Origin of the sequence: Salinarchaeum sp. Harcht-Bsk1, from assembly GCF_000403645.1 — an archaeon.
GTDB lineage: Archaea > Halobacteriota > Halobacteria > Halobacteriales > Salinarchaeaceae > Salinarchaeum.
The window spans coordinates 1,819,806-1,846,375 of the sequence record NC_021313.1 but is presented as its reverse complement, the minus strand read 5'-3'; the positions used below and the strand labels follow the sequence as shown (position 1 = coordinate 1,846,375).

Below are 26,570 nucleotides of genomic sequence, written 5' to 3'. Positions count from 1 at the left end.
CAACCGACTGATAAAGCTTTCGTGGCCAAGCTACCAGCGAGCGGACACCCGGTAGGTCGGTCCTACCTCGAGGCTTCGACGGCCTGTAGCTGCGGCGACGGTCGCAGTCGTCGGTCGACACACCGCGTCGTCACCGGTCGGCCCCGCGTTCGAGCACGAACAGATGGCGCGTTCCCTCGTCGCGTTCGACCCGTCCGATCGACCACGACGTCGGTGCCACGATCGTTTCGAGCGCGTCCGGCGAGGCCATCAGGAGCGTTCGCCAGCGACCTGCTGTGCCGTCGTATCGCAGGCGAAATCGCCTCGTCGCGACGCCGTCGGCGAGCCAGCGACCGTCGAGGTACTCGCTGAGGTCCTCGGCTTCGACGGCGGTGGGATCGTACATGTCCGCGACGATCCGACCCCGGGGAGCGAGCACGCGATCGAGTTCGGCGAGCAGGTCGCGCAGGGCGGAGATCGAACCGCCCGTGCCGACGTGGGTGCCGAGGAAGAGTGCGGCGTCGAACGCGTCGCTGGCAAGCGGTGGCGTGGCCAGGTCGCCCACGATCGCAGGCTGCCCCGTCCACTCGCGTGCGACCTGGATCGCGCCCGGACTCTCGTCGATCCCGAGGACGTCGGCACCCCGATCCGCGAGCGGGCCGAGCGCACGGCCGGGACCACAGCCGGCGTCGAGCACGCGAGGCGTCGCACGGCTCTGACCGGGCGGTGCAGCCGCGCAGGCCTCGATCACCGTTGTTTCGAGCGATCCCCAGTCCTCGGGGCCGGCGAAGTACCAGGCGCACTGGGCGGTGGACTCGTCGCCGTCGCTGCGCTCGTACGTCGGTTGGCCGGCCAGGGCGTCGCGGTGGTAGTCCGCGACCATCCGCCCGAAGACGTCGGTCATCGACGAATCTGGGCACCGCGGCGCACTTCTGCCTTCCGGGGGCGTGCCAGTGGGACCCGTGGAGACGCCGTGCGCTTGCCGTCTCGTAGCCATGGCGTGTAGTGCTCCACAGCGCTTACCACGATTCACGGTGTAGGTGCGGGCCGTGTCACGGAGCCTCGGCGTCGTCGAGCTGATCCACTCGCTGCTCCCGGACCAGTCGGCACTGCTGTTGGGCCTCCTGACCCAGCTCGGCGACGTCTGGTTCCTCTTCGGCGCGACCGTCGTCACCTACCTGTTCCGTCCGCGCGACCGGGAACGCGTCGCCGTCGTGCTCGGCCTCGCGCTGTCCACCGCCGCGCTGGTCGAGGCGCTGAAGGCGGTCTTCGCGCTGCCGCGCCCGACCACGCCGCTGGCGACCGCGGAGCTCTACCCGGCCGCACTCCGGGGGATCTTCGAGGCGACCGCGACGGGCGGCGGCCACGGGTTCCCGAGCGGCCACGCCACGCTCTCGACGGTCGTGTTGCTGGGGCTCGCCGGCGCGGTTCGGGTCGGCGACGCCCGCTGGCGCTGGCTGCTCGCGGGCGGCCTGGTCGCGCTCGTCTCGCTCACGCGAGTCGCGCTCGGCGTGCACTACCTCGTCGACGTCGTCGCGGGCGTCCTGATCGGACTGACGGTGCTGGCCGGCGTCGCCTGGGCGACCGAAGCCTCGCCGCTGGACCGGCCGACGACGGCGTTCGTGATCGCAGCGACCGTTGGCGTCGCCGGCGTCCTTGTGACGGCACCGACGCTCGGCCTCGACGGCTCGGCGAGGCCGCCCCACGACTCGGTCGTCGCGCTCGGCGCCGCGCTCGGCGCGCTCGCTGGCTGGCAGGGACTGCGGCTCCGCGCGACCGGTACCGCCGATCCGGTCGCGCCCGACGGGGATCGACTCGATACCGAGCGGTGGCCACCGCTTCGCGCGCTCCTCGCCGTGGGGCCGATGCTCGCGTTGCTCGCGCTGGTGATCACGGGACTCGTGGTGGGTGACGAAGCGGCCGCGACCGCCGGACTCGCTGGCATCGGCTTCGGGTTCGCCGTCGCGCTGCCGGTACTCGTCCCCGAGTTCGACCGACTGGTAGCCGGGTACGTTCCGCAGTGGTTCCGTGGCGAGACCGCGTGAGCAAGGAGTACTGCTTCACCCAGTGCCCGGACGCGTTACTCCCCGCCGTAGGTCACGACCCGTCCCCAGCTGGTCGCCTTGCCCCAGAGCCCCGAGCGCATGCACTCGAGTTCGACGATCTGTGAGTTGTCGACGAACAGGTTGACGTTGGGGCCGAAGTTCTTGACGTACCACTCGAACATCTCGGGTCCCGGCGCCTCGAACACGAGATTCTCCATCCCCAGGGCGTTCTCGATCTCGTAGACGACGTCGGTGCGCCACTCGCGGACCTCCTCGGTGATCCCCTCGGCCTCGACCATCAGGTGATCGGCCCCAGCGTCGAGGTGCCGGCGGCCCTCCTCGATCGCCTGCTGGGGGTCCTGCTGGCCCTCACGCTCGAGTTCTTCGGGGTCGGACGCGCCGCCCGCGCCGAACTGGACGTTGATCTCGGGCTTGGGTTCCAGGCCGTGCTCGGCGACCAGTTCCGTCATCGCGACCATGTCGTCGGTGTCGATCGCGAGGAAGCCCGAGGAGATTTCGACGATATCGAAGCCGAGGCGGTCGCACTCCTCGACGTACTGTCCGACCGCGTCGTTGTTCCGCAGGAGGACGTTCTCGACGTACCCGCCGGTGTTCACGCGGACGTCGAACTCGTGGCAGCAGTCGATCATCTCGGTCACGACCTCCTCGGGCATCAGCGCGAAGGAGCCGCCGGAGAACTTGTAGATGTCCACGTAGTGGCCCATCGTCTCGAGAATGTCGCGGAGTTCTCGGGGACCCATCGGGTCGTAGTACGGGCCGCGGATCTCCGTGATGCCGGTCTCGCGGGGCTTCTCGGGGCGCTCGTTGGCGTGCAGGAAGTCGAACGGCCGGTCTGGATCTGCCATACCTCGACGACCGGTCGCGGGACGAATTGGTAGTCGGAGGTTAGTCGGGCGGTCGGCCGTGGACGGCGACGGGAGCCGGGACGGGAAGCGAGAGCGAGGGAGGGTGCCAGAGCGAGAGAGAGAGAGAGGAAGGGAGCGAAGCGCGCGATCCGAGCCTCGCTCAGTCGAGCAGTTCCAGCAGGTCGTGGACGGAGCGGTCCTCCAGGGACTGCACGCACTCGGTGACGTTCGCCCACCGGTGCTCGCCGTAGACGTCGGTCGCCATCGGGCGGAGCTTCTCGTCCAGATCGTCCCAGTCCATCGGGTCCGTGGGGTGCCCGCGGAAGGCGTCCTTCTCGACGTGGTGGACCGTCCCGTCGGCGAGTTCGACGTCGATCACCGCGGGCATCTCGCCGGCCTCGAACCGCTCGGTGAGTGCGGGGTCCTCCTCGACGGAGACCGTCCGGAGGAGGCGCTGTACGTCGTCGGATTGGATGCGTTCGGGCTCGTACTGCCGGGTGAGCAGTTCGCGGTCGATCGCTGCCACCGCGAGCATGTAGGGCAGCGAGTGGTCGGCCTGGGCCTTCGTCTCGACGACGTGGCGGTCGCCTTCCCCGCCGCCGATGATGAGCTTCGCGCCGTGGAACGTCGAGAGGTCGATCGACTCCACGGCGTCCGGATCGAGGGCGACGGTGTTCGCGAGTTCGACGATCCCCTCGACGGCGGACTGGGCGTAGGTCTCAGCGACGTAGCGCTTGCACATGACGTCGTGGAGCCGCGGGCAGGGGGGATCGAGGTCGAGGGCGAAGTCGCCGCCAGAAATCACCTGCTGCCAGCCCTTCTGGCCCTCGAAGAGGTCGGTCGGGCCCTCCATCCCGTTGCTCGCGAGGAGCGCGGCGTAGGTGCCGTTGCGCGCGGCGTTGCCGGCGGCAACGCCCTTCCACTCGTTGATGCCACCCGTTCGGGTGACCCGCAGGGCGTTGTGCGCCGTCCCCGCGATGCCGATCGCGTGCTGTAGCTGTTCGTGGTCGAGTTGCAGGAGTTTGCCCGCTGCAGCGGCCTGCGTGAGCACGGTGTGCGTGACGTGGTCGAACCCCCGGTCACGGACCGGTGCCGCCCAGGCGAGTTCGCCCTGGAGCTGGTAGGCGATCGCCGTCGCCGCGAGCAGGTCCTCCCCCGACGCGTCCACGTGCTCGCCGACGGCCAGGACGGTGCCGACGTTGTCACTGGGGTGGGGCGTCTCGCCGGGCGCGAGGAACGAGTCCATGAAGTCGAGGTAGCGCGTGAGCACCGTGTTGTACATCGCCGCGCCCGAGATCGACGCGCGGCCCTCCGAGGCCCACATGCAACAGTCCAGCCCGCCGTCCTCGTGCACCGTCCGGCGCACCGCCTCGACGGGCGCGGCACCCACGGCACCGAGCGCGATGCCGACGGAGTCGAGGATGCGGCGTTTGGTCGCGTCGACGACGTCGTCGGGGAGGTCGTCGAATTCGGTCTCGCGCACGAACCTCGCGATCTCGCCGGTCGTGGTCATGTGCTCGTGTTCGGTACACGGCCGAAGGAGCGTTGTTAGGAGTCTGTTACCCGCGGGACCTTCGCCAATCGAGAACGACGGGCACCGTCCTGCGTCTAACCCGGCGGACGGTCCAGCGGGCTGAAAGGGAGGGCAGGGAGAGACTTCCGAGCGGCTCGCCGCCCGATGCCAACTGTCAGGCTACTCCCGCTGCTCCTCCCGAACCACGGTCACAGTGACCGGCGAGCGACGCACCACCTTCTCCGCGACGTTCCCCAGGAGGACGCGCGAGACCCCTTCCCGACCGTGGCTGCCGATCACGATCCGGTCGATCTCCGGGTGGTCCTCGGCGTAGTCGACGATCGCTCGAGACGGCTGCCCGACGACGGTCTCGATCGTGAACTCGACGTCGGCGTCGTCGATCAGTTCCTTCATCGCTTCGGAGAGTTCCCTGGCCTGCTCGTCTCGTTCCTCTTTGATGCGCTCCTGCAGCAGGTCGACCCCCGCTGCGATCGACCCACTGGAGAGTTCCAGCACTCGGAGCAGTACGATCTCGTCGTCGTACACGGTGATCGCTTCTTCGACCGCCTCCTGTGCCGGATCCGAGCCGTCGTAGGCAACGAGAATCGCCATGTGGTGAATGGGTACCGGAGCGTCTTAAAATCACCACGGCTGGGGCCGGCAGTCCGCATTTTCAGCCTTTCACTCCCCTCCGGGCCGCCGACACTCGTGGCGGTCGATGGTCGCTCGTCGCCCGGATGCCGGTCCGAACGAGTGTCGTTTGGATAGCCGTCCGACCGATCAACGCTCGGGTGCCGGTCGATCGATCGTCACTCGGCGCCGCTCGGGCCGATTCGGTGCTGCAGCTGGAGCAGCAAATCGCCGTTGCTACTTGACATAGCTAAAGGCAGCGCATAATTCATACTGGGCATTAAGAAATTACAACGATACACTTACAATGTGGGAAAGGCAAACGTCGATCATGACTATCGACGCGACTGGGGGAGGGATGGCGGGATCGGCGGTGATCAACTCCTCGACCTGCGCAGAGGACACGCTCGCGGCCCATCTGCGAGCCGCACTCGAACGGACCGAGGATCCGGCGGCCAGATTCCACATCAGGGAGGCGTTGCAGCTACTGGCCGCCGAGTGAGCAGCGCTCCCAAGCGAGCGACGCCAGTGGAACGATTTCGTTATTCAGTCTCCCTCTAGCTTGACCCACGGCAGGTTTCACCTACCCGCCATTTCATTGCCCTCGCGTGCGTAGGCCGAGGTATGTACGACGACGTCCTGATTCCGACGGACGGCAGCGACGCGGTCGACGCGGCGCTTCGCCACGGGCTTCGCATCGCCGAGAACGAGGGCGCGACCGTCCACGGCCTCTACGTCGTCGACAAGCGGATCACCGACGCCGCGGACCCCGAGACCCGACCCGACGTCGAGGCCACGCTCACCGACGAGGGCGGGGCTGCGCTCGAGGCACTCTCGGCCGCAGCCGAGCGGAAGGGACTCCCGGTCGTCACCGAGCAGCGCCACGGAACGCCGTACAAGGAGATTCTCGACTACGCCGACGAGGAGGCGGTCGACCTCGTCGCGATCGGCTCGCACGGCAAGAGCCCCCGCGAGAAGCTGACGTCACTTGGCAGCGTCTCCGAACGCGTGGTCGACGGTGCCTCGATCCCGGTGCTCGTCGTCCGCAGTGAGGACGCGGCATCGGCTGACGGCGATTGAGCGGACGCCTTCGATCGCCGAGCACCGGTTCTGCCCCGTCTTACTCCGTCGCGTCCCAGGTGCCCCGATCGATGACCACACCGGGGAGCCGGGCGAGCCGCGGTCGCACGCAGTCCCACCACGCGTCGGCGTCGTCGAATCCTGCCTCGTGAGCGGGGTAGACGACCTCGCGGAGCTCTGCGGGATCGCAGGGACCTGTCTCGATCAGGTGTTCCCGGGCTGCCCGGACCGCATCGCGTTTCCAGTCGCGCATCATCCCGCTGGCACCGCCGACGTCCATCCGCGCGAGCCGCCGCTCGACGGGGTCGGCGTCCTCGGGCACGTCGCTGCCGTCGCGAGTGCCGACGGTCTCGAGTAGATCCTCGGCGGGACGGAAGTACAGGTCGAAGGGCTCCTCGAGGTCGATCTCGTCGTCGTCCTCGGCGTACTTGCGCTGGCGGATGTCGACGCCCCGAACTTCCGTCACCCGGAGGTCGCCGGCCTCGACGAGTTCCTCGAGGGCGTCCGTCACCGCGGGTTCGGGAACGTCGGCCGCCACGGCCACCTCGGCGGTGGTCAGTGGTTCGGCGTCCACGAACGCGCTCCGGACCCGCTCGCGCAGTTCGGGCCCGTCGACGTCCAGCGACATGGAGCGTCGTTTGCGGGCCGACCACTTGTGGCTACCCCTCGCGGCGACGGCTCGCACGGATCTGGTATGCAAGCGGCAATTACTCGACGGGTTGGAGGGCAGTCGCTGGTCAGCAGGACCGAAGCCAGGGCCCCGGCGGGGTCACGGCCGGGACCGTGGCGACGTGGGAGCCGTCCGCAGGGGCGGGGAACGTCGCGGGTGTGCCACGCACCGCATCGGGTGGATCGGTGCGTCCGGCGACGGAGGGCTGGAGGGCCGGGCGGGCACCGAGTGGCGCCCACGCTCGGCTACACACCGGTCCGAAAAGGTCGTGCCGAAGACTCAAACGCGCGTTTGACGCTCCCGAAGGTACCACGCGCCGACGGCGAGGGCGAGCAGGGTCGCGCCGACGACGAAGACGAAGAGCTCCGGTGGCAGCGGCGTCGCGTCGAGCGGCTCGGCCAGCCAGGCGAACTCCTGGGCGAACGGTTCGACGGTCTGGTCGCCCGCGGAGCCGTCGGTGGTGAGGGCGTAGTCCGCGGCACCGTCGCCGACCGCGTCGGCCGACTCCGTGGCCGTATCCCGTGCAGCGTCGTCTCCCTCCGCGGCACCGCTCGACCCCCCGTCGGTCGCCGGCGCCGCGGCGTCCCCACTGTCACCGGTCAGGTCGACCGTCGATTCGCGCTGGGCGGATTGCTCAGCGCCGGCCAGCCCACGAACCGCGAGGCTCGCGCCGGTGAGGACGCCGACGCCGCCGAGCAGTCGCCCGAGCGCGCGGTCGAGTAGCGTCTGGTCCTCCTCGTCGCCTGCGAAGAGGACCAGCGGGCGATCGGCCGGCGCGTAGACGTCCATCTCGCGTCCCTTCGCGGAGTAGGCCGTGTCGACGACCTCGACCATCCCGGCGTCCTCGAGCTTCGCGAGGTGGTACTGGACGTTCTGGAGCGATGTGTCGACCCGATCCGCAAGGGCGGATGGGTGGCCGGGGTCGTCGGTGAGGGCGGCGAACAGCTCCCGTGCGGTTTCCGAGGAGAGGGCCCCGAGTACGTCGTCTGCGTCCTCGTCGTCGAGGCCGACCACGCGCGGCTCGGCGTCGTCCGAGGCCGACGCGTCGGGGATGGAGGGCAAGAGGTCGGCCATGTGAACGGTCCATGGGCGCGGTCGTATATGGGCTTTCCGTCGAACGGAGGAGGACAGCATTCCGCCGTCGGTGGCACGCAGCCGGCGCGTTCGATCGGCTGCAAGGGTCGCGTCGGTTCGCCGAGTCGACGGGCGCGCACCTGCATCGTGGAGCCGTCAGCGACTGGCTCGCCCGGCCGCCGTCGCCCAACCAAAGGCCTAAGCACGTTCGTGGCCAATCCGGGCGTATGAGTACGGAGACACAGGAGGGCGACGACCTGGAGGAGCGCGTCGCGAACTTCCTCCGGCGGAACTTTCCCCAGATTCAGATGCACGGCGGCTCCGCGGCGATCCAGGACCTCGACCGCGAGACCGGCGAGGTCACCATCCAGCTCGGCGGCGCCTGCAGCGGCTGTGGCATCTCCCCGATGACGATCCAGGCGATCAAGTCCCGGATGGTTCAGGAGATCCCCGAGATCGAGCAGGTCCACGCCTCGACCGGCATGGACGGTGGCGGCCACGGCGGTGGCGGGATGAGTCCATCCTTCCCCGGCGAGGACGCAGGCGGCGAGGAGTCGACCGAGGACGAAGGCCCGCAGGCGCCCTTCTGAGGCGGCCAGCTTCGGTTTTTCGAGCGTCGATGTTCCCCTCGATCGCGCTGCTTCGATAGCGACGCTGCTCCGCGTCGAGCGGCCAGCCCTATCGCAGGTAGTTCGCCCGCTCCCACGCCCTGACGAGCGCAGTGAGCGTGCGCGCGACCGGCACAGAGACCTCGTGTTCCTCGGCTCGATCGACGACGGCGCCGGCCAGCTGGTCGATCTCTGTCCGTCGTCCGCGTTCGACGTCCTGGAGCATCGAGGAGCGGTTGTCCGCAGTGGCCTCGACGACTGCGTCGAGTTCGGCCGCCGCGTCGGCCTCATCGAGGTCGACGCCACTCGCCTGCGCGACGCGTGCGGTCTCGCGAGCGGCGGTACGTGCCGTCGCTGCGATCTCGTCCTCGGCGAGCGCGCCGTTATCGGCGCGAGCCAGTGCGGTGGTCGGGTTGATCCCGACGTTGACGGCGAGCTTTCGCCAGAGTCGCTCGGGCATCGCCGGGTCCACCAGGACGTCGAGTCCGGGCGGGGACTCGGCGTCGGCGTCGGCGTCCGTACCGCCGGTCGTCGCGGCGTCGGCGCCGGAGAGCGCCTCGCCATACTCCTCGGCGAGCGCCAGATCCGCCTCCGGCGTTTCCGTCTCCGGTCGCGGCCCGATCGCGACCTCACCGATCCCGGTGCAGGTCACGCTCCCGGGCGCGGACTGGTCGGCACCGTAGGTCGCCGTCCCGGCGAGCACTGGGACGTCGAGCGCCTCGGCGAGGGTCGCCTCGTTGCCGAGGCCGTTCTGGAGCGACCAGACCGCCTCGACGTCGCACTCGGTGAGCGTCTCCGCGGCGTCCGCCGTGTCGCCGGCCTTGACCGTCACGATCGCGAGGTCCGCCGACGCGCTCACCCGTTGGGGGATCGTCGCCGACGGCTCGACGCGCGTCTGGATCTCCCCGCCGATCGCGAGCCCAGCGGTGCGGATCGTGCTGACGTGTGGATCCCGACCGACCAGCGTCACGTCGTGGTCCGGCGCGAGCAGGCCACCGACGAGGCTCCCGAGACTCCCGGCACCGATCACGAGCACTTCCATGCCCGTGAGTGAACGGTGGTGGCTCATTTGCGTGACGGTCGGGCCGTTGCTGTGCTCGTTCGGGTCGCCGCCCAGTCTGCCCTGGCTACGCAGCGCCGGACGCGGTCACCGACGCAGCGATCGATTCAGAGCCCGACGGACGCGATCAGGCCGGCACCGGCAGCCAGCGAGGCGAGTCCGAGCAGCCCGTAGGTTCGGCAGAAGCGTCGGGCGTGGGCGGTGGCCGCCTCGGCAGTGAGCCGCGTCACGACGAACGGCGGGCCGTCGGGATCGGGGCCAATCTCGATCTCGCCGTCGGCGGTCTCGCGGGCAGTCCCCAGCACGTATACGGGATCGCCCGCGTCGAGGCGGCGCTCGCTGTACTCTCGCGGCCGGGAGCGAGTGCCCCGCGCCAGTTCGTCGGCGACCGGAACGGTGGTGCCCGGTTCGGCGGGGATGGTCCGTTCGAGGCCGTCGAGCGTCGCGCCTGCCGGGCTGAGTTCGACGAGGCGGCTCGTCGGGAAGAGCAGCGGGAACTCGGCGGCATCGGCGTCGACGGCGATCGGCCGGACGTCCGCCGGGAGCTCCACGTCGGGATCGTCCAGTTCCGCGCGGAACTTCGCCGGGAGTTCCCGGCCGTTCGTGGCCGCCTCGTCGTCGCCGACTCCCTCGATCGCCGCCGGATCGACGACGCCGAAGCGCGTCGCTCCCTCGGCGACGGAGACGGCCGACCAGGTGGAGGAGGCGTACCCCCTCCCGAGGACGGCGTACTCCTCCCGGGTGGAGCCACGGTAGGCCAGCGAATCGGTCTGCGTGACGGCGGAGGGGACGAACTCCCCGAGCGGGACGGCACGGCCCTCCAGCTGGACCGGTCCGGGCTCGACGGACGCCGGCGAATCGACGGGCAGCCGGCGGCTCGCGAGGTACCAGTCGAGGTTCGCGACGGCGATGGTGACGCCCGCGATGCCGAAGACGAGCAGGGTGCCGCCGAAGATCATCGCCAGCGGTGCTGCGGGCTCGAACGCGATCACGACGAGTGCGACGCTGCCGGCGAGTAGCACCCCGCCGACCGCCAGCGACGTCGCGTCGAGCCGGAAGACGGTCCGAGCGGTCCGGAAATCCTGGAGGACGGCGTAGTGGTGGATCACCCACGCGGCCGGCCCGAGCACGAGGAGCGCGAGGAGGAGCAGGGAGACGATCCCGCCGACGTCGAGTGCCATCTGAGCGAAATGTGGTGGGCCGACGGCGCTTCAAGCTTCCCTTCCGCGATCGGGCGATGGGTCGTCCGCGCCGCGGCGGCCGTCCGTGGCAGTCGCTTACGGGGCCGTCGCTGACCGATCCCCCGAGCGCCCGCAGTCCCGGATCGCCGCTTCGCCTGCCGGGCTCCTCCGCGCAGTCACCGGTGAGTCCCTCGTAGCCCCGTCGGTCTCTCCCGTCAGTCCTCCGTCCAGTAGTAGAGCTCCTCCGCGGGCGAGCCACAGGAGGGGCAGTGATCCGGCATCTCGTCGATCCGCCCGGTCTCGCCGCACTGCCAGCAGCGCCACATCAGATTGATCTCGCCGACCTCGCCGACGGTGCTGTGCTCCTCGGTCGTCGGCGCGTCCACGCCGGCTTTGAGCGTGACGTAGAAGCCGCTCGCGTCGAACCCGCGGATCGTGCCGACACGTTCGCCACCCTCGGTGTAGATGCCCTCGCCGAGCGACACGCTGGGTACGTCCTGTGTTGGCATGTGTGACACCAGGGCGGCGATAGGCATAAATCACCCGCAGGTGTGGGCCGGGGGTGCCGACGTGGTAACAACGTCGCCGCTGTCGGGCGTTCACCTACCGGAGCCCGTACTCGAGATTCTCGAGGAGACGGCCGACGAAGAGGCCGAGTCGTGGGGAGACGCCGTCGGCCTCGTCGTCGATGTCGTTGCCTCCCCTCGCCTCGTCGCCGGTGGGGTCGCCCCCGCTCGCTTCGTCGTCGGTATCGCCCCATCCGCCCTCCTCGTAGCCGATATCGTCGTCTCCGTCCGCTTGGTCGTCGATAGCACCACCCCCGTCCGCTGCGTCGCCCTCACCGCCGTGGCGAGCCGTGCTCGCACCGGGCTGGGCCGCGAGCGTCTCGACGAACGCCTCGCCGAACGTCATCGCGTTGATCGTGTCCACCACGTCGACCGTCAGTCCCTCGTCGGCCGTGTTCAGCTCCGGGTGAGCCTGTTTCTCGCGATCTGAGTACTCGATCGTCCAGGCGCGACCGCCGACGAGCTCGACGATCGTCGCCAGCTCGCCGATTTCGAGGCGATCCTCGTCGGTGGCGACGTAGACGGTCTCGTCCTCCACCACGGTCTCGTAGCGGACCATGCCGGTCGATTCTGTTGTGGCGGGCAACACACGTCAGTGTTCGGGCGGAATTCGGGCCGTCGGGTCCGGAGCGTCGACGCGACGGCCACGCCAGCGGCCCGAGAGCTCTCGAACGGCCGCAGCGAGTCACTGCAGCCACTCTTCGGGCTTGGTGTCGTAGTCCACGTCGTCGGCCGCGAGGTGGTCGACCTCGCTCCAGGGCATGTCGCGGTGCTCGATCGTACTCCCGTCGTACCGGAGCAACTTCCCGGACTCCTCGGGGTCCGGTTCGCGACTGCGCCGCCGAGCGACCTCGACGTCGTGCTCGTCGACCTCCTTGACGATCGTCGCGAGGTTGACGGGTCGGCCCCACAGTTCGAAGGTGCGCTCCAGCACGCGCTCGGCCTGCGCGAGGTCGAGCGCGACGCCGTTGTAGTGGTGACCGAGCAGCAGTTCGTTCCGGTTGCCGTAGTTGCCGTCCTCGACGGTGATCGTGGGCTTGCCGAGGTTGGTGAACTGGAGCAGGAGCTTCTTCTTGACGTCGGCGGGGTCGGTGCTCGCGACGCGGTGCTCCTCGGCGGCCCGGGAGTACTCGAAGGTGAAGTAGTCGTTCGTCGCCACGAACTCCTCGGTCAGGAACGAATCGAGGAACGTCACGTCGTTGTGGCTCTCACGGATCTCGCGCATCCGGTCCCAGCCGGCGGTGAAGTCGACGTCCGCGAGGGCGTCCTCGATCGTCGCGTAGCGATCCTGATCGAACACGTACCGGGCGATCTCCTCGAGTTCGTCCCGGGAGACGTCCCGCAGGAAGCGCCGGTGCTCGGGACGCACCAGCGAGTAGTGTCGCCGAGCCATCCCCTCGTAGCTCAGGAGGCGCCAGGACTCCTCGCTCGGGTCGAAGGCGCCCTCGCGAGCGGCCTCGATTTCCTCGCGGTCGATCAGGTGGTCCGGGAGCGCAGCGACGTCTTCGAGATCGGTGCCGCCAGCGGCGGCGACGGCCTCCGGCGGCTCCAGCGCCGCCTGGACGGCGTCCCAGTCCACGGTCGCCTCGAGGCTGCGCCAGTCGACGCCCTCGACGGCGAGCAGGCGCTCGAGGACCTCCTGGCGGTTCGTACGGTTCTCGACGTAGGTCCAGAGTTCGAGGCCGAGCGCGTAGGGGTTCAGCCCCGACGAGGCCAGCACCTTCGCCATGTGGTCGGCGTAGGTGACGAACTCGTCCGCGTCGGCGAACGTCTCGCCGGCCATCATGATCGACTCCCAGTAGGCCGCCCAGCCCTCGTTCATCACCTTCGTCATCCGCTGGGCCGCGAAGTAGTAGGCCTCCGCGCGCAAGAGTTCGAGCACCTCGCGCTGCCACTCCTCGAACTCGACGGCGCGCTCGGCCTCGGCGTCGTAGGCCATGCCGTGCTCGCGCAGGAAGGCGAGGACGTCGGCTTCGGGCGCGTCGCGGTCGAGCAGTTCCTCCTCGGCCTGGGCCTCGAGCCACTCCTCGTCGAAGACCTCCGCGCGCACCTCATCGCCGATGTCGAGGTCGTCGAGCTGGTCGGCGAGGTCGATCTCGTCGGCCGCGTCGCCGTCCGCGCCGAGGTCCCGCGAGAAGGCCCGCTGCTGGTCGATCGTGTCCGAGAGCGTGAGGACGGTGTCGATCCAGGACTCGACGGCCTCGCGGTCGATCTCGGGATCCTCCATGATCTCCCGGATGCGAGTGGCGTGGCGTTCGAGCATGGCCGTGGCACCGCCCTCCTCGCCGGGGAACAGGCCGAACCACTGGTTGTTCGCGAAGAAGTCGGCGTGGGCCTCGACGTGCGTGATGACGGCCTTCTGGTCGGCGAGCGGGTTGGACTCCTGGAGGAAGGCGTTGGCCGGGCTGTCGTTGTTGACGATCTCGAAGGCCTTCCCGCCGGTGTAGCGGTCCTGCTTCTGCTGACGGTCGTACTTCATCCCCCAGCGCCAGTGGGGATAGCGCGTCTGGAATCCGTCGTAGGCGATGAGTTCGTTCATCTCGTCGTAGTCGACGATCCAGTAGTTCACCGGGACGGGCTCCAGGCCGAGTGTCTGGGCCAGTTCGCGGGCCGCGGCGACCGGTCGCTCCAGTCTGCGGGCCTGCTGCTGTGCCTGGTAGCGGTCTGGCGTGCTCATTGTGAATCGTCCTCCGTCGAGAGGACCTCGTAGATCGCGTCGGTGACGTCCTCCTGGCCACTGACGTAGGCGACCGCCACGTCCCCCGAGTCCTCGCCGAAGTACGTCTCCACCTCCTCGGCGTGCGTCGCGTTGATCGCGTTGCCGCTGGGCTGGGTCTCGACGTAGGCGTGGAGGTTCGCGTCGATCGCTTCCATCAGCGGGATCACTGACTGTTCGGTGTCGTTGCTGGAGTTCTCCGAGTCGCCCGCGGCGAAGACGTAGCGGTTCCACTCGCTGTAGGGGTATGAGTCCAGGAGCTCCTCGGCGAGTTCGTAGGCCGAGGAGATCTTCGTGCCGCCACCGCTGCGGATACCGAAGAAGTCCTCGCGCTCGACCTCCCAGGCCTCGGCGTCGTGGGCGATGTAGACGAACTCCGCGGTGTCGTACTTGCCCTGGAGGTACCAGTCCAGCGGCGTGAACACCCGCTCGACGAGTTCGCGCTTGTTCTGGCGCATCGAGCCGGAGACGTCGCGGATGTTCACCACGACGACGTTGCGCTCGCGCTCCTCGATCACCTCGGGGTAGCGGTAGCGCTCGTCCTCGCGGCGGTAGGGTACGTGGTCGAGCCCCTGCTCGCGGATCCGCTGGCGGACGGGGGTGCGCTCGACGTTGGCCTCGACGTCGGCGATCGACTCCCAGGCGCCTCGCTCGTCGGCGACCTCGCCGTGGAGCTTCGCGACCGCTGCGTGGGACACCGGGACGTGCTCGTCGCGGGCCCACTCGAAGACGTCCCCGACGGTGATCCCCTCGACCTTGCACACTTCCCGCAGAAAGTCCTCGTCGAACTCCGTCGCGAGCTTGCGCTTGAGGCCCTCCGTGAACATCCGCTCGAAGTCGAGGGTGGAGTCGGGACCGGCGCGGGCGACGTCGGTGTAGTCGCCCTCGATCTCCTCGACGACCTGCTTGCCCTTCGGATCGAGGTCGAGGCCGAGTTCCTCGTCGAGTTCCTCGGCGAACTCCTCGGGATCCATCTCGTAGTACTCGTGCTCGCCGCCCTCCTCGCCGGGGTCGCCCTCCTCGTCGCCGGGCTGGGGCTCGGCGTCGACGGGCTGGCCGACCTCCGCGTCGCCCTGGCCGACGCCGCCCTGGTCGCGCTTGTCGTAGGCGAACTCCGGCAGGTCGACGATCTTGATCGGCACGCGGACGCTGTCGGCGTCGCTCGCGGAGAGGTCGCCGTAGGCGACGAACTCCTTGAGGTCCTCGCGGCGATCCTCGCCGACGGAGTGGAACCGCTCGAGGTCGTCGATCAGTCCCACTGTCAGGCACCTCCGTTGCGGTCCGGGAACTCGTCGCCGGTGTGGTCACCGGGCTGGTCGGCCTCCCAGTCGTCGGCGACCGTCTCCATGACGCGTCGGCTGGTCAGCTCCGCCGAGGCCACGGAGTAGCCCTGCTCGGCGACCATGTGCTCGATCGTGCGCTCTTTCACCGCCGCCGTCTCGGTGTTGGCCGGCGGGTCGGCCCACTGGCTCGGGTCGAACTCCTCGTGGCGACGTCTGACGTCGTCCCAGTCGGCGCCCTCGAGCACGTCCGCGATCACCGGGATCGCGGTGAGGTCGACCGCCTCGACGGCGAAGTCCTCGCCGCGGTGCTCCCATGCGTGACGGTTGAGGGCCGTGACGACCTTCTCCTGGCGGAACTGCGCGACCTCGTCGCTGGCCTCGTTGCCGGTATAATCGCCCTCGACGAAGCGCCCCAGCGACTCGATCTCGAAGACCTTCATCGTCAGCGGGTCGGGCTGGATGCGCTCGCCGCGGTCGTTCTCGATCGGCTCGCCGGTTGCCCAGCCGTAGACGTGCTTGACGTACTCCGAGACGGCCTCGGGATCGACGGATCGCTCGGCGGTGATCGCGTCGATCACGTCGTCGGTCTGGCGCTCCCGGACGTGCTCGCGAACCGGGCCCACGCGAGACTCGAACTCCGTGCGCTCGCCGGGCGAGAACACGGGCGCGGTCTCCAGCCCCGCGACCATCGCGTCGAGCACGTCCTCGGGCAGGACGACGTCCTCGACGGGAAGGTCGGGGTGGTGCCGGTCGCGGTCCGCCTGCAACAGCTCCGCGAGCACGTCCCGCGTGAAGGTGACGGGGACGCCGTGGTGGCCGTCCCGCGACCCGTCGACGTCGAACTCGTCGATCCCGACCCGCTCGTCGCCGTCGGTCAGGTAGCCGCGGTCGTAGAGCAGCGCCTTCTCCAGCAGGTCGAGGTCGGAGCCGGTCTCCTCGTCGGTCAATCGCGTGAGGACGCTGAACGTCGCGGCGGCCTCGATGGCGTGGGGAGCGAGTTCGACGTCGCGGACGCTCGCCACGTCGCGAACGCCGGCGTCGTCCCCGTCCCCGGCACTCCCTGCGATGACCGAATCGGCGCCGGCGAGCGCGCCCTCGCCGATGTGGTCCTCGGAGCTACCGGCGCCGTCGAGGTCCCCCGGCGCGATAGCGCCGGAGGTCCGTACCGACAGCGTCGCCGGTGCGCGCACCCGCTCGTCGCGGTCGGTGGCGTCGGTGCGAGTCCAGACCTCGTGCTCGCCGGTGAGCTCCCGGCGGATGAGCTGTGCCTCCAGCGACACGTTCGTCAGGTAGGTGAAGTCGTGGCGGTCCAGCCGCCGCTTGAGCGCCTTCAGGGGGTCGGCGTCGGCGCGCTCGGCGTGCTGGTTCAGCGTCGCCTCGAGGTCGGGGTTCGAGATGACCAGTAGCTGGGTGTCGAGGTCCATGCCGATCCCCTTGTCGAGTTTCACGCGGCCCTCGTCGGGAACCGACAACAGCTTCTGGAGCAGGTCGGCGTGCTGGGCGGCATCCTCCACGATCGTGACCAGTCCGTTGCCCTGGGCCAGCACGCCGTCGTAGCTGAACGCCTGCGGGTTCTTCCGCCCGCGTGAGTCCAGTTCCTGGAGCATGCCGGCCATCCAGGAGCCGACCAGGCGCTCTTTGGGCCCGCCGGTGTCCTCGGCGTGGAGGATGCCGATGCCCTGCCCGACGTCGACGACGTAGTTCTTGACCCGGAGGTGGTCCGGGTCCGTGATCGCCGAGAACAGGTCCTCGACGCCCTGTCGCCGGTAGTGCTCCTCGAGGTACTCGTAGGCCTCACGGGAGAACGGATCGAGTTCCGTCTCGACCCTGATCGGCACGTGGCCCTCGCGACGGTCGTTGATCGCCGCCACGATGTCGTCGCGGACGTCCTCCGGGAACACCGAGAGCGGGTGGGTCTGGACCGGGCTCTCGTGCCAGTCGTCCTCGTCGGCGGGTTCGTCGCCGCCATAAGAGAGGCCGCGGGTGTCGCTGGCGCCACGGACGTTCCACTCGATCGTGTACCGGCGTCCGGCTTCAGTCTTCGAATACTCCCGCAGGCCGTTGACGAGACAGCGCTTGAGTTCGGACTTGCCGGTCGCCGTCGGCCCTTCGATCCAGACGATCTTCTCGTGCTTGCCGCGGCCGGCCGCGATCGACCGGAGGTCGTCGACGAGCCGGTTCAGCGTCGCGGTGTTGCCGAGGATCGCGTGCTCGCCGTCGTTGTAGGGGTCGTCGAAGAACCGGTAGCGCTCGAACTCCTCGCCGCGCTCGATGACCGTCCGCGTGCCCGCGGCCTCGATTGCGTCCACGAGGTACTTCGCGGCGTGCCCGGCGAGGTCGGGCTGTTCGAGCACGAGGTCGACGTACGCCGCGAGGTCCATCGGCGGCTCGTAGGCCGCCGCGAGCGAGCGGTCGGCGGCGTCGACGTACTCCTCGCCGCTCATCCCGGATCACCGTCGGGTTGGGACGGGGCGTCGGGGCGGTCCCCGGTCGCGTGGGACTGCGACGCGTCGGACGGCGATCGATTCGCACGCAGCCGTCGCTGGTCGCCGGGACCGCGGATCGCACAGCGCCCGGGGTCCACCGGCAGTCGGCGCAGCGGGGCGTCCCGCGTCGCGACCGCGGTCGGCGTCCGGACCGGTGCTCCCCAGTGATCCGTCGCCATTATTCGTCCTCCAGTTCCGCCTTGGCCACCTCCGCGCCGGCGAACTCGAGGACCTCGCGAGCCCCTTCCTCGGAGTAGCCGAGGTCCATCAGCGAGTCGACCCACTTCGTCCGCTCGTCCTCGTCGAGGTCGTTGGCGCTGACCAGCGCGGAGAAGTTGATGTTGTGCTTCTTGTCCTCCCAGAGCTTCCGTTCGAGGGCGCGGCGCAGGCGTTCGTTGTCCGTGGGGTCGAACGCCTCGCCCTCGCGAGCGCGACGGGAGACCCAGTTGCTGACCTCCTGGCGGAAGTCGTCCTTGCGGTCTTCGGGGATGTCGAGTTTCTCCTCGACCGCCCGAAGGAAGGTCTCGTCCGGTTCGCTCTCTGCGCCCGTGATGTCGTCCTCGACGGTGTCGTCGTCGATGTACGCCATGACGTGGTCCATGTACTTCTCGCCCTGTCGCTGGATCTCCTCGACGTCGTAGGCCAGCGCGTTCCGGACGTCCTCGATGGCGCGTTCGCGGTACTCCTCGCGAACGCGCTCGAGGTAGCGGTAGTACTCGGCGAAGCGCTCCTCGGCGATCGAGCCGTGGTGTTCGAGGTTCTCCTCGAAGAAGGAGAAGACGGTCAGCGGCGAGAGGTAGTCCCGACCGCGGTGGGTCGAGTCCATGATCGCCTCGGCGATCTCGTCGCCGATGAACCGCGGCGAGACGCCCTCCATCCCCTCGCCGACGGCGGCGGCCGCCTGGGCCTCCTCGCGGAGCTTCTTGACGTCGACGTCCTCGAGGGCGTCGCCCTCGCCGTTGTAGGCCTTGGCCTTCTGGAGGACGTCGACGGTGTCGGCGTCGGGCTCCTCGATCCGGGTCAGGACGCCGAAGAGGCCGGCCATCTCCAGCGTGTGGGGTTCGACGTGGACGTCCGGGACGTCGGCGTTGCCCAGCAGTTTCCGGTAGATCTCGGCCTCGTCCTCGTAGGCCATCACGTAGGGGACGTCGATCCGCTTGGTGCGGTCGTTGAACGCCTCCATCTTCTCGTCGCCCTTCTTGTCCTTGTACTCGGGCATGTTCGTCCGCCCGACGATCACCTGGTCGATGTCGATCCGGGGGTTGTTCCGGGGCTTGATCGTCTGCTCCTGGGTGGCGTGCAGGAAGTCGTAGAGGAACTCCCGCTGGAGCTTCAGTAGCTCCTCCCCGGAGAAGATGCCGCGGTTCGCGTTACAGAACGCGCCGGAGTAGTCGAAGGCGCGCGGGTCGGACTCGCCGTAGACCGCGATCTTCGAGTAGTTGACGTCGCCGGTGAGCTCCGTCTCGTCCTGGTTCTTCTTGTCCTTGGGCTCGAAGGTCTCCAGGGCGCGACGCTTGTTCTCGTCGGCGACGAGCCGGACGACCTCGACGTGGTTGTCGAGCACGCTCTGGAGGTCGTCGTCGTAGTGGGCCAGGAGTTCGTCCATGTAGAACTCGCTCTCCGGGTCGAGGTTCTGCTCGTTCCGGATGGTGTAGGGAGCGTCGAGCGCCTCGTTGACCTGCTCGAGGATCGTGTCGCGCTGGGCCTGTGGCAGGAGGACCAGCGGATCCTGCTGCATCGGGGACCGGACGGTGTCGTCGGCGGGGTCCTGGTCCTCGATCACGTCCCGGAGGTTGGTCCACCGGAAGGTGTACATCCGGCCCGCGTCGCGCATCGTGTAGTCCTCGAAGTAGCGCCGGAGTTGCGCGTCGAAGGCGGACTTCCCGGAGCCGACGGGACCCAGGAGGAGCAGGATACGCCGCTCGGGGCCGAGCCCGCGGGCTCCGGACTTGACCTTGTTGACGAACTCGTGGATCGCTTCGTGGACGACGCGACCGTAGAACGTGTGCTCGCCGTCGTGGAGGGGATCCTCGCTCGCGAGTTCGTACTCGACGACGCCGCGGTCCTCGTCGTACTCCGCGCCGTAGTAGTCGAACATGTCGGCCACCCGCTGGTGGGCGGCACGGGCGACCGCGGGATCGGTCTCGAGCGTCTCGAGGTACCACTCGAAGGACCGCGGCTCGCGGAGGTCCTCCGGGATCGACGCCTGGTACTCGGCGCTGAGTTCCGCGAGCGTCTCCGTGCCGTCGCTCATGCGTCCACCTCCGTCGACCTCCGACCGGCTGGGCGGTCGGCGCTCGGTGGTGCGGCGGTACTCTGTCGGGCTGGCCTGGTTCGTGCGCGCACTGGCCGCCCGGAGCGGCCGGCGCGTCGATCGTTCGTTGTCATGGCTTGGCTTACCACACCCGACGGCGGCAGACACGTCGCGGGGCGAGGGACTCGGCGGGGACCGGCGGGCTCGATCGGTTCGGATACCGATACTCCTTTCATTACCAGGTTTCCAGCGACATAAGCGTGGCCCCAATAGATATATGTCAGCAATATTCTCCCCGTTCTCAGAACGTGAAATCGAGGGGCGGCAGTGTGGTCGGCGATTGGATGGCCCGGGCTACGGAGCCATTTATATAGGGTGGGATAGCCCGGGGCTCGATCGGCCCGCGGCGACGGACGGACGGACGTCGTCGGATTCGAGTCCGCACGGCTTTTCGCCGGGGCGACCGAACGAGGGGCATGGACGACCCGCCGGCGGGCTGGGAGGTCTGGAACGAGGGCGAGGACGGGCGATTGATCCTCGCCTACCGCCCGGACGTCTTCGACGGCGACGCGTTCCCCGCCGCGTGCATGCCGACGCTCTACTGCACGCGCGGCCGGCGAAACAGTCGACGGCCGGGCCCCGAACGCGACGCCGCGGCCGACTGGTTCGTCACGCTCTTTCTCGAACCCGAGGTCACCGTCGCGGAGGAGCGATTCGACCGACGCGAAGACGCCCTCGACCGTCTCCGGACCGTCGCGGCCGACTTCGCCGAGGGCGCGATCGACTATCGCGACAGCTATCAGGTTCCTCGCGACGACTACCTCGACGAACTCGACGCGCTGACGGAGTGGGACTGACGGTTCGGCGCAGGTAACGCAGTCCCCGGCGGGTAGACCGGGGTCAGCGCTCCGCCGGTCGTCCGGATCGACCGTAGCGCTGCTGACGAGTTGCTTCGAACAGGTCACTCACCAGGTGTCGGCGGCGATCGTGAACTGTGGCGACACCGGCAGCGGAGAAACGTCGAGCGTCCCGACGTCCTACATCAGGTAGAACATCGGGAACAGGAACACCCAGACGATGTCGACGAAGTGCCAGTAGAGCCCGAACAGCTCCACGGGTTCGTCGTCGTCCAGGTACGCCCCGTTCGTCGAGCGCCAGAACATGAATCCGGCGACCATCAGGCCGAGGATCACGTGCAGCGCGTGCATCCCGGTCGTCACGAAGTAGGACGTGTACCAGATGTCGGTCCACGGGTAGACGCCGTGGCTGAACTCGTAGGACCACTCCCACGCCTTGATGCCGAGGAAGACGATGCCCAGCAGCAGCGTCGTCCCGAGCGACGCCACGAGCCCCTTCTTGTTGCCCCGTTCGGCGTACACCATCGCCAGTACGACCGTGAAGCTGGAGGTCAACAGGACGAAGGTGTTGACCATGCCGGGCCAGAGGAACGGCGGCACGACCTCACCGTGGTGCCACTCCGACCAGCCGTAGGCGATCCGGCTGAAGAGGTAGGCGCCGATGACGGCACCGAAGACGATCACGTCGCTCGCCAGGAAGAACCACACGCCGAGTTTGTTCTTCCCGACGCCCTCGAACGGCCAGCGTTCGGCCACGTTGGCTTCCGGCGCGTCGAACTCCTCGAGCCCGAAGCCGAGCGCGGCGCCGAGGAAGATGAGGAGTCCGGTCCCCGTCAGCGCCGGGTAGAGCACGCCGCTGGTGGTCGTGAGCCCGGAGAGGCCGAGGAAGAGCACGAACATCCCCAGTCCGATCGTCGCGGGCCACATGCTGGCGTGGTCCGGATGGGGCTCCTCGTGGCTGTCGTCGACCTGCTCCACGGTGTCGAGCTGGCCGGCTGCCACCACGGCACCACCGTCGGTCGCCGCGGTGCCGCCGTCCGCTGCCGTCGCGCTGGTGCTGCCGCCCGCGTCGTTGGAACCGGGCTTGACGAACTCGAGGGAGCCACTCGCGTAGCTGACGCGGCCCTTCCAGTTCTCGAGGGTGGGCGGCGAGTCGATGGCCCACTCGGCCGTCTGGGAGTACTCCCAGGGGTTGTCGGGGGCCTCGGCGCCGTGCCGGTAGCTCTTCGCGAAGTTGTAGAACATGATGAGGAAGGAGAGTCCGAACACGAACGCTCCCACCGTCGCCATCTTCTGGAAGATGGCCAGCTCCTCGGGGTAGATGAAGACGCGTCGCGGCGTCTCCCAGGCGAAGAACATCGGGAGGTAGAGCAGGTTGAACCCGATGAAGTACGCGGCGAAGTGGAGCTTCCCGAGGTACTCCGAGTACATCTTCCCGGTCATCTTCGGCCACCAGTAGTAGAGGCCGCCGACGAGCGCGGTGACGCCCGCCACCATCACGTAGTGGAAGTGGGCGACGACCCAGTAGGTGCCCCGGAACTCGTAGTCGAGCACGACGGCGCCGAGGAAGACCCCCGTGATCCCACCGAGGATGAACAGGAGGAGCGAGCCGAGCACGAACAGGAACGGCGTCGCGAAGCGCACCCTCCCCTTGACCGTCGTGTAGATCATCGAGAAGACCATCAGGTCGAACGGCAGCGAGATCCCGATGGTCGTCGCCATCATCAGGGTCTTGATCTCGAGGTTGATCGCGGAGAGGAACATGTGGTGCATCCAGACGAGGAACGACTGGACGGCGACGAGCACCATCGCCAGAATGACCCACTTCCGGCCGACGATCCGCCGCCCCGTGAACGTCTGGAAGACCTCGAACATGACGCCCAGGGCGGGGAAGAAGACGATGTACACCTCGGGGTGTCCGAAGAACCAGAAGAGGTGTGCCCAGAGGAGCGAACCGCTCGCCTCCGGACCGAAGTAGTGGACGGCCTCCGCGCCGCCGAGTCCGGCTGCGATGACGCGGTCGTACGACAGCAGGAGGAGCGCCGCCAGCAGCGCCGCGAACGCGAACAGCATCATCCAGACGGTCAGCAGGATCGACCAGGTGAACATCGGGAGGTTCCAGAGTCCCATCCCCTCAGCGCGACCGCGGTGGATGGTCGTCAGGAAGTTCACCGTCCCGATGGTCGTGGACATGATGAACAGCGTGAGTCCGAGGACGGTCGCCGTCCCGCCGATGGTCGGCGTGTTGATCGGCATGTTGAGCGGTGCGTACATCGTCCAGCCGCCCGCGAAGGCACCGCCCTGGAAGAACGACACCGCGACGATGAGGCCGCTCGCGAGGTAGAGCCAGTAGCTCAGGGCGTTGAGCCGCGGGAACGCAAGGTCCTTCGCGCCGATCTGGAGCGGTACGATGTAGTTCGCGAAGCCGAAGGCGAACGGCGAGAGGAACCAGAACACCATCAGCAGGCCGTGGATCGTCACCGCCTGGTTGTAGTTGAGCGCGCTGAGGAACCCTCCGCCGGAGCCCCACAGCTGGATACGGAACAGCAGTGCGAGGACGCCGCCCAGCACGAGGAAGAACAGCGAGGTGGCGAGATAGAGCAGCCCGACGTCCTTGTGGTTGGTCGTGACGAGCCAGCGCCGGACCGAGGTCATCGGCGGGAGGTGCCCGCCCTCGTCGTGCGTCTCGGTGCTCATGCGCCGACACCTCCAGCGCTACCGGACGCCGAACCGCTCGCGGAGGCGTTCCCGGAACCGCTCGCGGACTGCACGTACGTGCCAGCCTCGAGCTGCTCGATTGCCGTATCGATCCCGATTACCTGTCCCTGATACCAGTTCTGATAGTCCTCGTTCGACATTGCGATCACCTGCGCGTTCATTCCGGAGTGGCCGGAGCCACACAGCTCGTAACAGGCAGCGGTGTACTCCCCTTCCTCCTCGGCGACGAACCACTGCTCGGACACCTCGCCGGGGATGGCGTCGGCCTTGACCCGAAGCTCGGGGATGCCGAAGTTGTGCCAGACGTCACCCGAGGTCGCGTCGATGTGAATCTCGCGATCGACGGGGATCCGGAACGTCCCGATCGCCCGGACGTTCGTCGAGACGTCCGAGGCAGCGACGGAGTCGTTGGAGGCCTCGTCCATGCGTGCGGCGAGCGCCTCCGAGTAGGACAGGCTTCCGTCGGATCTCGCCTCCCGTAACGCCGCCGCAGTTTCCTGCTGTCCGATCACCCCGACCGTGTCGTTGAGCTGGTCGCGGGGGATCGTCTCGTCGTCCATGTACTCGAACTCCCAGGCGAAGTTGTCCCCGACGACCTCGACCTCGACGCCGTCCTCGGGGACCTCGGCGCCGCCGGTCTCCACGTAGAGGAGCAAGCCGTAGGTCCAGGCGATCAGCGAGATGACGATGATCGCCGACAGCGAGAAGGAGAGGAACAGTTTTCGACCACCCTTGTCCGCCCCGGTCGGCAGTTCGCCGAGCTGGGGCCGCCCAACGTCGTAGTCGTGTCCGGCGCCGGCGCGATACTTGTACACCTTGTAGAGCGTGTACGTGACGACGACGGTGCCGACGATCGTCCCCAGGGCGAGGAAGACGAGGTAGATCTGCGAGAAGACGTCGACCCGCGTCATGCCGTCGTACCCGCTCTGGAGGAGCAGATCGACGGCGGCAGCCGGGTATGCGATGTCTGGTGCCACGTCTCTCCGAGGCTTTCGGGCTCACGACCTTGAACGTTTGGAGTTACGCGCACGACGCGCGGGCTCCGAATCCACGGGAAGGCCCCGATGTTACGGGCCGCCGAACGTGTTCGGAGCGGCTGTCACGAGCGGCCGACGATTCGGCACGCAGCCGTTCTACGACGCTGCTGAAGCGGGGTTAAAGCGAAAGAACTGAGTGCCTCCAGTTGGCCAGGCGGCCGGTTCGGTCGGTCACGAGTCGCCCCGGCGGACCCGCCCGCTGGGACCGTCGTTCCGCTGCGTCAGGTTGTGTTGGCGGGGCAGTCGCTCTCTTCGTTGTAGCAGCCGCAGTGGTAGCGGGGTAATCGGAAGCCGAGAAGGAGTATCGGAAGCCGAGAAGGGGTTAGCGGAAGTCGGGACGGGGTTAGCGGAAGTTGGGACGGGGTTAGCGGACCGACAGGACCTGCGCGTGGCGCGTGCCGCCCACCTCCAAAACGTTCTGCTCCTCGACGATCCCGGCCTCGATCGCCATCCCGACCGCGCGCTCGCCGACGAGGTTCGCGACGGTGGCACGGCGGAGGCTCGCGAGCGCAGCCTCGGCGGGGACGGCCTCGTCGCCGTAGAACTCCTCGGTCACGGTCAGCGAGATCTCGCCCTCCTCGAAGGACTCGCCGAGCACGTCGTCGTCGCAGATCGCGACGAGCAGCCCCTCCTTCGTCGATCGCTCGTTGCAGATCATCGTCCGTTCGTCCCCGTTCCCCCGGGCGTCCCCGGTCGGTCGATCGTCCCGGCGCTCTCGAGCGTCGTCGGCCATCACTCGATCATCTCCGCCTCCGCCTGCTCGCGGAGCTCCTGGGCCTCGTCGGCCAGTTCCTCGGCACGGTCGTACTCGCCGGCCTCCTCGAGCGCGCGGGCCTTCTCCTCGAGCAGCTCGGGGCTCCGCATCCCAAGGCGCTGGGCGTTGTCGAAGGCGTCGATGGCGTCCTCGGCGAGCCCGCGCTCGAGCAGGAAGAAGCCGCGGTTGTACCAGCCGCGGGCGAAGCGCTCGTCGGCCTCGACGGCGCGCTCGGCGTGCTCCAGCGCCTGGGCGGTCTGGCCGGACTCCCAGAGCGCGTACGCGAGGTTCGTCTCCGCGGACGCCTCGTGATCGGACGTACCGTCGAGCGAGAGCGCCTCGCGGTAGGCGCCGATCGCGGCGTCGTACTCCTCGAGTTCGGCGTGGGCGACGCCCTTGTTCGTCCAGGCCTCCTGCTCGACGGACTCGCCCTCGGCGTAGCGGGCGGCCCGTTCGAACGTCTCGGTAGCCTCCTCGAAGCGGTTGATCCGCACGTACTCGAGGCCGACCTCCAGCAGCGACTCGGCGTCGACGTTCTCGCTGGCGATCTGGCGCTCGTCGAGCGTGTCGGCGACGACCCGGGAGTCGACGGGGTCGACCTGGTCGGGATCCACGGCGAGTTCCGGCGGGTCGAGGTCGAAGCCCTCCGGAGACTCCGGCAGGCCCTGTCCCTCGGAATAGTCGTGATCCTCTCGGTCTGTCATTGGAGCGGTTTGGCGTCCGGCGATGTTAAGGGCTGCGTCATTTCTCTCGTCTCCTGAATGTCAAGGAAGACAGCTCAACGCAAGTGGGCAACGTTGTCGCGCCCACTAATGGTTCAAATCAGAAAGATGTCCGTGGCGTTGCAGGCTCTGGGTCGATGATCGGACGAATCGACCTTTGCGTGTGAGGCGGCCGAATTCATGAGGTTGAAATACACCGAAAGACACAGTATTCTGTAATCCCATAGATATCCGTATGCCCAGTATCACGGTCAACGTGGACGACGATCTCAAAGAGCGAATGGAGAAACACCCCGAGATTAACTGGAGCGAGGTCACGCGCCAGGCGATCCAGGACAAAATCGAGACGCTCGAAGTGATGGACGAACTCACCAGCGAGAGCGAACTCACTGAGAGCGACGTGCAGGAAATCGCGGACAAGATCAACGAGAGCGGGCGCAAGCGCGTTGACGAAGAATCGGCGTAGACTGG

25 protein-coding genes are annotated in these 26,570 nt (G+C 68.2%); 6 read left to right on the top strand and 19 right to left on the bottom strand.

Annotated features, from left to right (window positions below):
• Window positions 1-130: 130 nt before the first annotated feature.
• Window positions 131-883 (bottom strand): bifunctional 2-polyprenyl-6-hydroxyphenol methylase/3-demethylubiquinol 3-O-methyltransferase UbiG, encoded by a 753-nt coding sequence (locus L593_RS08325; RefSeq protein ID WP_049893993.1) that lies wholly within the window; start codon window positions 881-883, stop codon window positions 131-133.
• A gap of 145 nt (window positions 884-1,028) precedes the next feature.
• Here L593_RS08325 and L593_RS08320 point away from each other — a divergent pair, with 145 nt between their 5' ends.
• The gene (locus tag L593_RS08320; protein WP_020446510.1) at window positions 1,029-2,024 is read left to right on the top strand and encodes a phosphatase PAP2 family protein; all 996 of its coding nucleotides are present in this window, start codon (window positions 1,029-1,031) and stop codon (window positions 2,022-2,024) included.
• 35 nt (window positions 2,025-2,059) lie between these two features.
• Here the strand turns inward: L593_RS08320 and L593_RS08315 are convergent, their stop codons facing one another.
• From L593_RS08315 to L593_RS08305, 3 genes are all read right to left on the bottom strand, one after another.
• Window positions 2,060-2,890, bottom strand: a complete 831-nt coding sequence (locus tag L593_RS08315; RefSeq protein ID WP_020446509.1) for a phosphosulfolactate synthase — start codon at window positions 2,888-2,890, stop codon at window positions 2,060-2,062.
• Between the two features lie 160 nt (window positions 2,891-3,050).
• Complete coding sequence (locus L593_RS08310; protein ID WP_020446508.1) at window positions 3,051-4,403, bottom strand: MmgE/PrpD family protein; 1,353 nt, start codon at window positions 4,401-4,403, stop codon at window positions 3,051-3,053.
• Window positions 4,404-4,583: 180 nt separating this feature from the next.
• Window positions 4,584-5,015, bottom strand: a complete 432-nt coding sequence (locus tag L593_RS08305; RefSeq protein WP_020446507.1) for a universal stress protein — start codon at window positions 5,013-5,015, stop codon at window positions 4,584-4,586.
• A gap of 349 nt (window positions 5,016-5,364) precedes the next feature.
• Between L593_RS08305 and L593_RS15985 the strand changes: the two genes are divergently transcribed.
• Together L593_RS15985 and L593_RS08295 are read left to right on the top strand one after the other, a co-directional pair.
• Window positions 5,365-5,535, top strand: a complete 171-nt coding sequence (locus L593_RS15985; RefSeq protein ID WP_187292607.1) for a hypothetical protein — start codon at window positions 5,365-5,367, stop codon at window positions 5,533-5,535.
• A 122-nt stretch (window positions 5,536-5,657) separates the two neighbouring features.
• On the top strand, window positions 5,658-6,113 hold the full coding sequence (locus L593_RS08295) for a universal stress protein (protein ID WP_020446505.1): 456 nt from the start codon (window positions 5,658-5,660) through the stop codon (window positions 6,111-6,113).
• Between the two features lie 40 nt (window positions 6,114-6,153).
• Here the strand turns inward: L593_RS08295 and L593_RS08290 are convergent, their stop codons facing one another.
• Both L593_RS08290 and L593_RS08285 read right to left on the bottom strand, forming a co-directional pair.
• Window positions 6,154-6,741, bottom strand: coding sequence for a hypothetical protein (locus tag L593_RS08290; RefSeq protein ID WP_020446504.1), 588 nt, complete (start codon window positions 6,739-6,741; stop codon window positions 6,154-6,156).
• Between the two features lie 321 nt (window positions 6,742-7,062).
• Window positions 7,063-7,857 (bottom strand): helix-turn-helix domain-containing protein, encoded by a 795-nt coding sequence (locus L593_RS08285; protein WP_020446503.1) that lies wholly within the window; start codon window positions 7,855-7,857, stop codon window positions 7,063-7,065.
• 227 nt (window positions 7,858-8,084) lie between these two features.
• Here L593_RS08285 and L593_RS08280 point away from each other — a divergent pair, with 227 nt between their 5' ends.
• Window positions 8,085-8,447 carry an iron-sulfur cluster biogenesis protein NfuA gene (locus L593_RS08280; protein ID WP_020446502.1) on the top strand — a complete coding sequence of 121 codons (363 nt, stop codon included), beginning with the start codon at window positions 8,085-8,087 and terminating at the stop codon, window positions 8,445-8,447.
• 88 nt (window positions 8,448-8,535) lie between these two features.
• Here L593_RS08280 and L593_RS08275 read toward each other — a convergent pair whose 3' ends face one another.
• The 9 genes from L593_RS08275 to L593_RS08235 form a co-directional block, all read right to left on the bottom strand.
• The gene (locus L593_RS08275; RefSeq protein ID WP_020446501.1) at window positions 8,536-9,507 is read right to left on the bottom strand and encodes a ketopantoate reductase family protein; all 972 of its coding nucleotides are present in this window, start codon (window positions 9,505-9,507) and stop codon (window positions 8,536-8,538) included.
• A 125-nt stretch (window positions 9,508-9,632) separates the two neighbouring features.
• Entirely contained in the window at window positions 9,633-10,706 is a 1,074-nt protein-coding gene (locus L593_RS08270; RefSeq protein ID WP_020446500.1) for a GIDE domain-containing protein, read from the bottom strand.
• Window positions 10,707-10,921: 215 nt separating this feature from the next.
• Window positions 10,922-11,215: a rubredoxin-like domain-containing protein gene (locus L593_RS08265; protein WP_144060733.1), complete on the bottom strand. Its 294-nt coding sequence runs from the start codon at window positions 11,213-11,215 to the stop codon at window positions 10,922-10,924.
• 94 nt (window positions 11,216-11,309) lie between these two features.
• Entirely contained in the window at window positions 11,310-11,831 is a 522-nt protein-coding gene (locus L593_RS08260; RefSeq protein WP_020446498.1) for a hypothetical protein, read from the bottom strand.
• 126 nt (window positions 11,832-11,957) lie between these two features.
• On the bottom strand, window positions 11,958-13,949 hold the full coding sequence (locus L593_RS08255) for a SpoVR family protein (RefSeq protein WP_020446497.1): 1,992 nt from the start codon (window positions 13,947-13,949) through the stop codon (window positions 11,958-11,960).
• Window positions 13,946-15,247 (bottom strand): DUF444 family protein, encoded by a 1,302-nt coding sequence (locus tag L593_RS08250; protein ID WP_020446496.1) that lies wholly within the window; start codon window positions 15,245-15,247, stop codon window positions 13,946-13,948. The genes L593_RS08255 and L593_RS08250 overlap by 4 nt, the downstream gene beginning before the upstream one ends.
• A gap of 2 nt (window positions 15,248-15,249) precedes the next feature.
• Window positions 15,250-17,715 carry a PrkA family serine protein kinase gene (locus tag L593_RS16295; protein ID WP_020446495.1) on the bottom strand — a complete coding sequence of 822 codons (2,466 nt, stop codon included), beginning with the start codon at window positions 17,713-17,715 and terminating at the stop codon, window positions 15,250-15,252.
• The gene (locus L593_RS08240; protein WP_020446494.1) at window positions 17,712-17,936 is read right to left on the bottom strand and encodes a hypothetical protein; all 225 of its coding nucleotides are present in this window, start codon (window positions 17,934-17,936) and stop codon (window positions 17,712-17,714) included. The genes L593_RS16295 and L593_RS08240 overlap by 4 nt, the downstream gene beginning before the upstream one ends.
• Window positions 17,936-20,011 carry a PrkA family serine protein kinase gene (locus L593_RS08235; RefSeq protein WP_020446493.1) on the bottom strand — a complete coding sequence of 692 codons (2,076 nt, stop codon included), beginning with the start codon at window positions 20,009-20,011 and terminating at the stop codon, window positions 17,936-17,938. The genes L593_RS08240 and L593_RS08235 overlap by 1 nt, the downstream gene beginning before the upstream one ends.
• Window positions 20,012-20,487: 476 nt before the next feature.
• On the opposite strand from L593_RS08235, the gene L593_RS08230 reads away from it, so the two are divergent.
• Window positions 20,488-20,868: a DUF5820 family protein gene (locus tag L593_RS08230; RefSeq protein WP_020446492.1), complete on the top strand. Its 381-nt coding sequence runs from the start codon at window positions 20,488-20,490 to the stop codon at window positions 20,866-20,868.
• Between the two features lie 180 nt (window positions 20,869-21,048).
• Here L593_RS08230 and L593_RS08225 read toward each other — a convergent pair whose 3' ends face one another.
• The 4 genes from L593_RS08225 to L593_RS08210 form a co-directional block, all read right to left on the bottom strand.
• Window positions 21,049-23,565: a cbb3-type cytochrome c oxidase subunit I gene (locus L593_RS08225; protein ID WP_020446491.1), complete on the bottom strand. Its 2,517-nt coding sequence runs from the start codon at window positions 23,563-23,565 to the stop codon at window positions 21,049-21,051.
• Entirely contained in the window at window positions 23,562-24,563 is a 1,002-nt protein-coding gene (gene coxB / locus L593_RS08220) for a cytochrome c oxidase subunit II (protein ID WP_020446490.1), read from the bottom strand. Before coxB ends, L593_RS08225 begins: the two co-directional genes overlap by 4 nt.
• A gap of 424 nt (window positions 24,564-24,987) precedes the next feature.
• Window positions 24,988-25,281 carry a DUF424 domain-containing protein gene (locus L593_RS08215; RefSeq protein ID WP_020446489.1) on the bottom strand — a complete coding sequence of 98 codons (294 nt, stop codon included), beginning with the start codon at window positions 25,279-25,281 and terminating at the stop codon, window positions 24,988-24,990.
• 74 nt (window positions 25,282-25,355) lie between these two features.
• A complete protein-coding gene (locus L593_RS08210) occupies window positions 25,356-26,081 on the bottom strand; it encodes a tetratricopeptide repeat protein (protein ID WP_020446488.1) in 726 nt (241 codons plus the stop codon).
• Window positions 26,082-26,334: 253 nt separating this feature from the next.
• Here L593_RS08210 and L593_RS08205 point away from each other — a divergent pair, with 253 nt between their 5' ends.
• Window positions 26,335-26,565: a hypothetical protein gene (locus tag L593_RS08205; RefSeq protein ID WP_020446487.1), complete on the top strand. Its 231-nt coding sequence runs from the start codon at window positions 26,335-26,337 to the stop codon at window positions 26,563-26,565.
• Window positions 26,566-26,570 lie beyond the last annotated feature (5 nt).

Excerpts from the sequence above, each read along its gene's own strand:
- L593_RS08310 (WP_020446508.1), bottom strand. The coding sequence starts at position 4,403 with ATGACCACGACCGGCGAGATCGCGAGGTTCGTGCGCGAGACCGAATTC.
- L593_RS08285 (WP_020446503.1), bottom strand. The coding sequence starts at position 7,857 with ATGGCCGACCTCTTGCCCTCCATCCCCGACGCGTCGGCCTCGGACGAC.
- L593_RS08215 (WP_020446489.1), bottom strand. The coding sequence starts at position 25,281 with ATGATCTGCAACGAGCGATCGACGAAGGAGGGGCTGCTCGTCGCGATC.
- L593_RS08240 (WP_020446494.1), bottom strand. The coding sequence starts at position 17,936 with ATGGCGACGGATCACTGGGGAGCACCGGTCCGGACGCCGACCGCGGTC.
- L593_RS08235 (WP_020446493.1), bottom strand. The coding sequence starts at position 20,011 with ATGAGCGACGGCACGGAGACGCTCGCGGAACTCAGCGCCGAGTACCAG.
- L593_RS08305 (WP_020446507.1), bottom strand. The coding sequence starts at position 5,015 with ATGGCGATTCTCGTTGCCTACGACGGCTCGGATCCGGCACAGGAGGCG.
- L593_RS08295 (WP_020446505.1), top strand. The coding sequence starts at position 5,658 with ATGTACGACGACGTCCTGATTCCGACGGACGGCAGCGACGCGGTCGAC.
- L593_RS08275 (WP_020446501.1), bottom strand. The coding sequence starts at position 9,507 with ATGGAAGTGCTCGTGATCGGTGCCGGGAGTCTCGGGAGCCTCGTCGGT.
- L593_RS08210 (WP_020446488.1), bottom strand. The coding sequence starts at position 26,081 with ATGACAGACCGAGAGGATCACGACTATTCCGAGGGACAGGGCCTGCCG.
- L593_RS08290 (WP_020446504.1), bottom strand. The coding sequence starts at position 6,741 with ATGTCGCTGGACGTCGACGGGCCCGAACTGCGCGAGCGGGTCCGGAGC.
- L593_RS16295 (WP_020446495.1), bottom strand. The coding sequence starts at position 17,715 with ATGAGCGGCGAGGAGTACGTCGACGCCGCCGACCGCTCGCTCGCGGCG.
- L593_RS08225 (WP_020446491.1), bottom strand. The coding sequence starts at position 23,565 with ATGAGCACCGAGACGCACGACGAGGGCGGGCACCTCCCGCCGATGACC.
- L593_RS08265 (WP_144060733.1), bottom strand. The coding sequence starts at position 11,215 with ATGCCAACACAGGACGTACCCAGCGTGTCGCTCGGCGAGGGCATCTAC.
- L593_RS08280 (WP_020446502.1), top strand. The coding sequence starts at position 8,085 with ATGAGTACGGAGACACAGGAGGGCGACGACCTGGAGGAGCGCGTCGCG.
- L593_RS08205 (WP_020446487.1), top strand. The coding sequence starts at position 26,335 with ATGCCCAGTATCACGGTCAACGTGGACGACGATCTCAAAGAGCGAATG.
- L593_RS08325 (WP_049893993.1), bottom strand. The coding sequence starts at position 883 with ATGACCGACGTCTTCGGGCGGATGGTCGCGGACTACCACCGCGACGCC.
- L593_RS08255 (WP_020446497.1), bottom strand. The coding sequence starts at position 13,949 with ATGAGCACGCCAGACCGCTACCAGGCACAGCAGCAGGCCCGCAGACTG.
- L593_RS08260 (WP_020446498.1), bottom strand. The coding sequence starts at position 11,831 with ATGGTCCGCTACGAGACCGTGGTGGAGGACGAGACCGTCTACGTCGCC.
- L593_RS08270 (WP_020446500.1), bottom strand. The coding sequence starts at position 10,706 with ATGGCACTCGACGTCGGCGGGATCGTCTCCCTGCTCCTCCTCGCGCTC.
- L593_RS08315 (WP_020446509.1), bottom strand. The coding sequence starts at position 2,890 with ATGGCAGATCCAGACCGGCCGTTCGACTTCCTGCACGCCAACGAGCGC.
- L593_RS15985 (WP_187292607.1), top strand. The coding sequence starts at position 5,365 with ATGACTATCGACGCGACTGGGGGAGGGATGGCGGGATCGGCGGTGATC.
- L593_RS08230 (WP_020446492.1), top strand. The coding sequence starts at position 20,488 with ATGGACGACCCGCCGGCGGGCTGGGAGGTCTGGAACGAGGGCGAGGAC.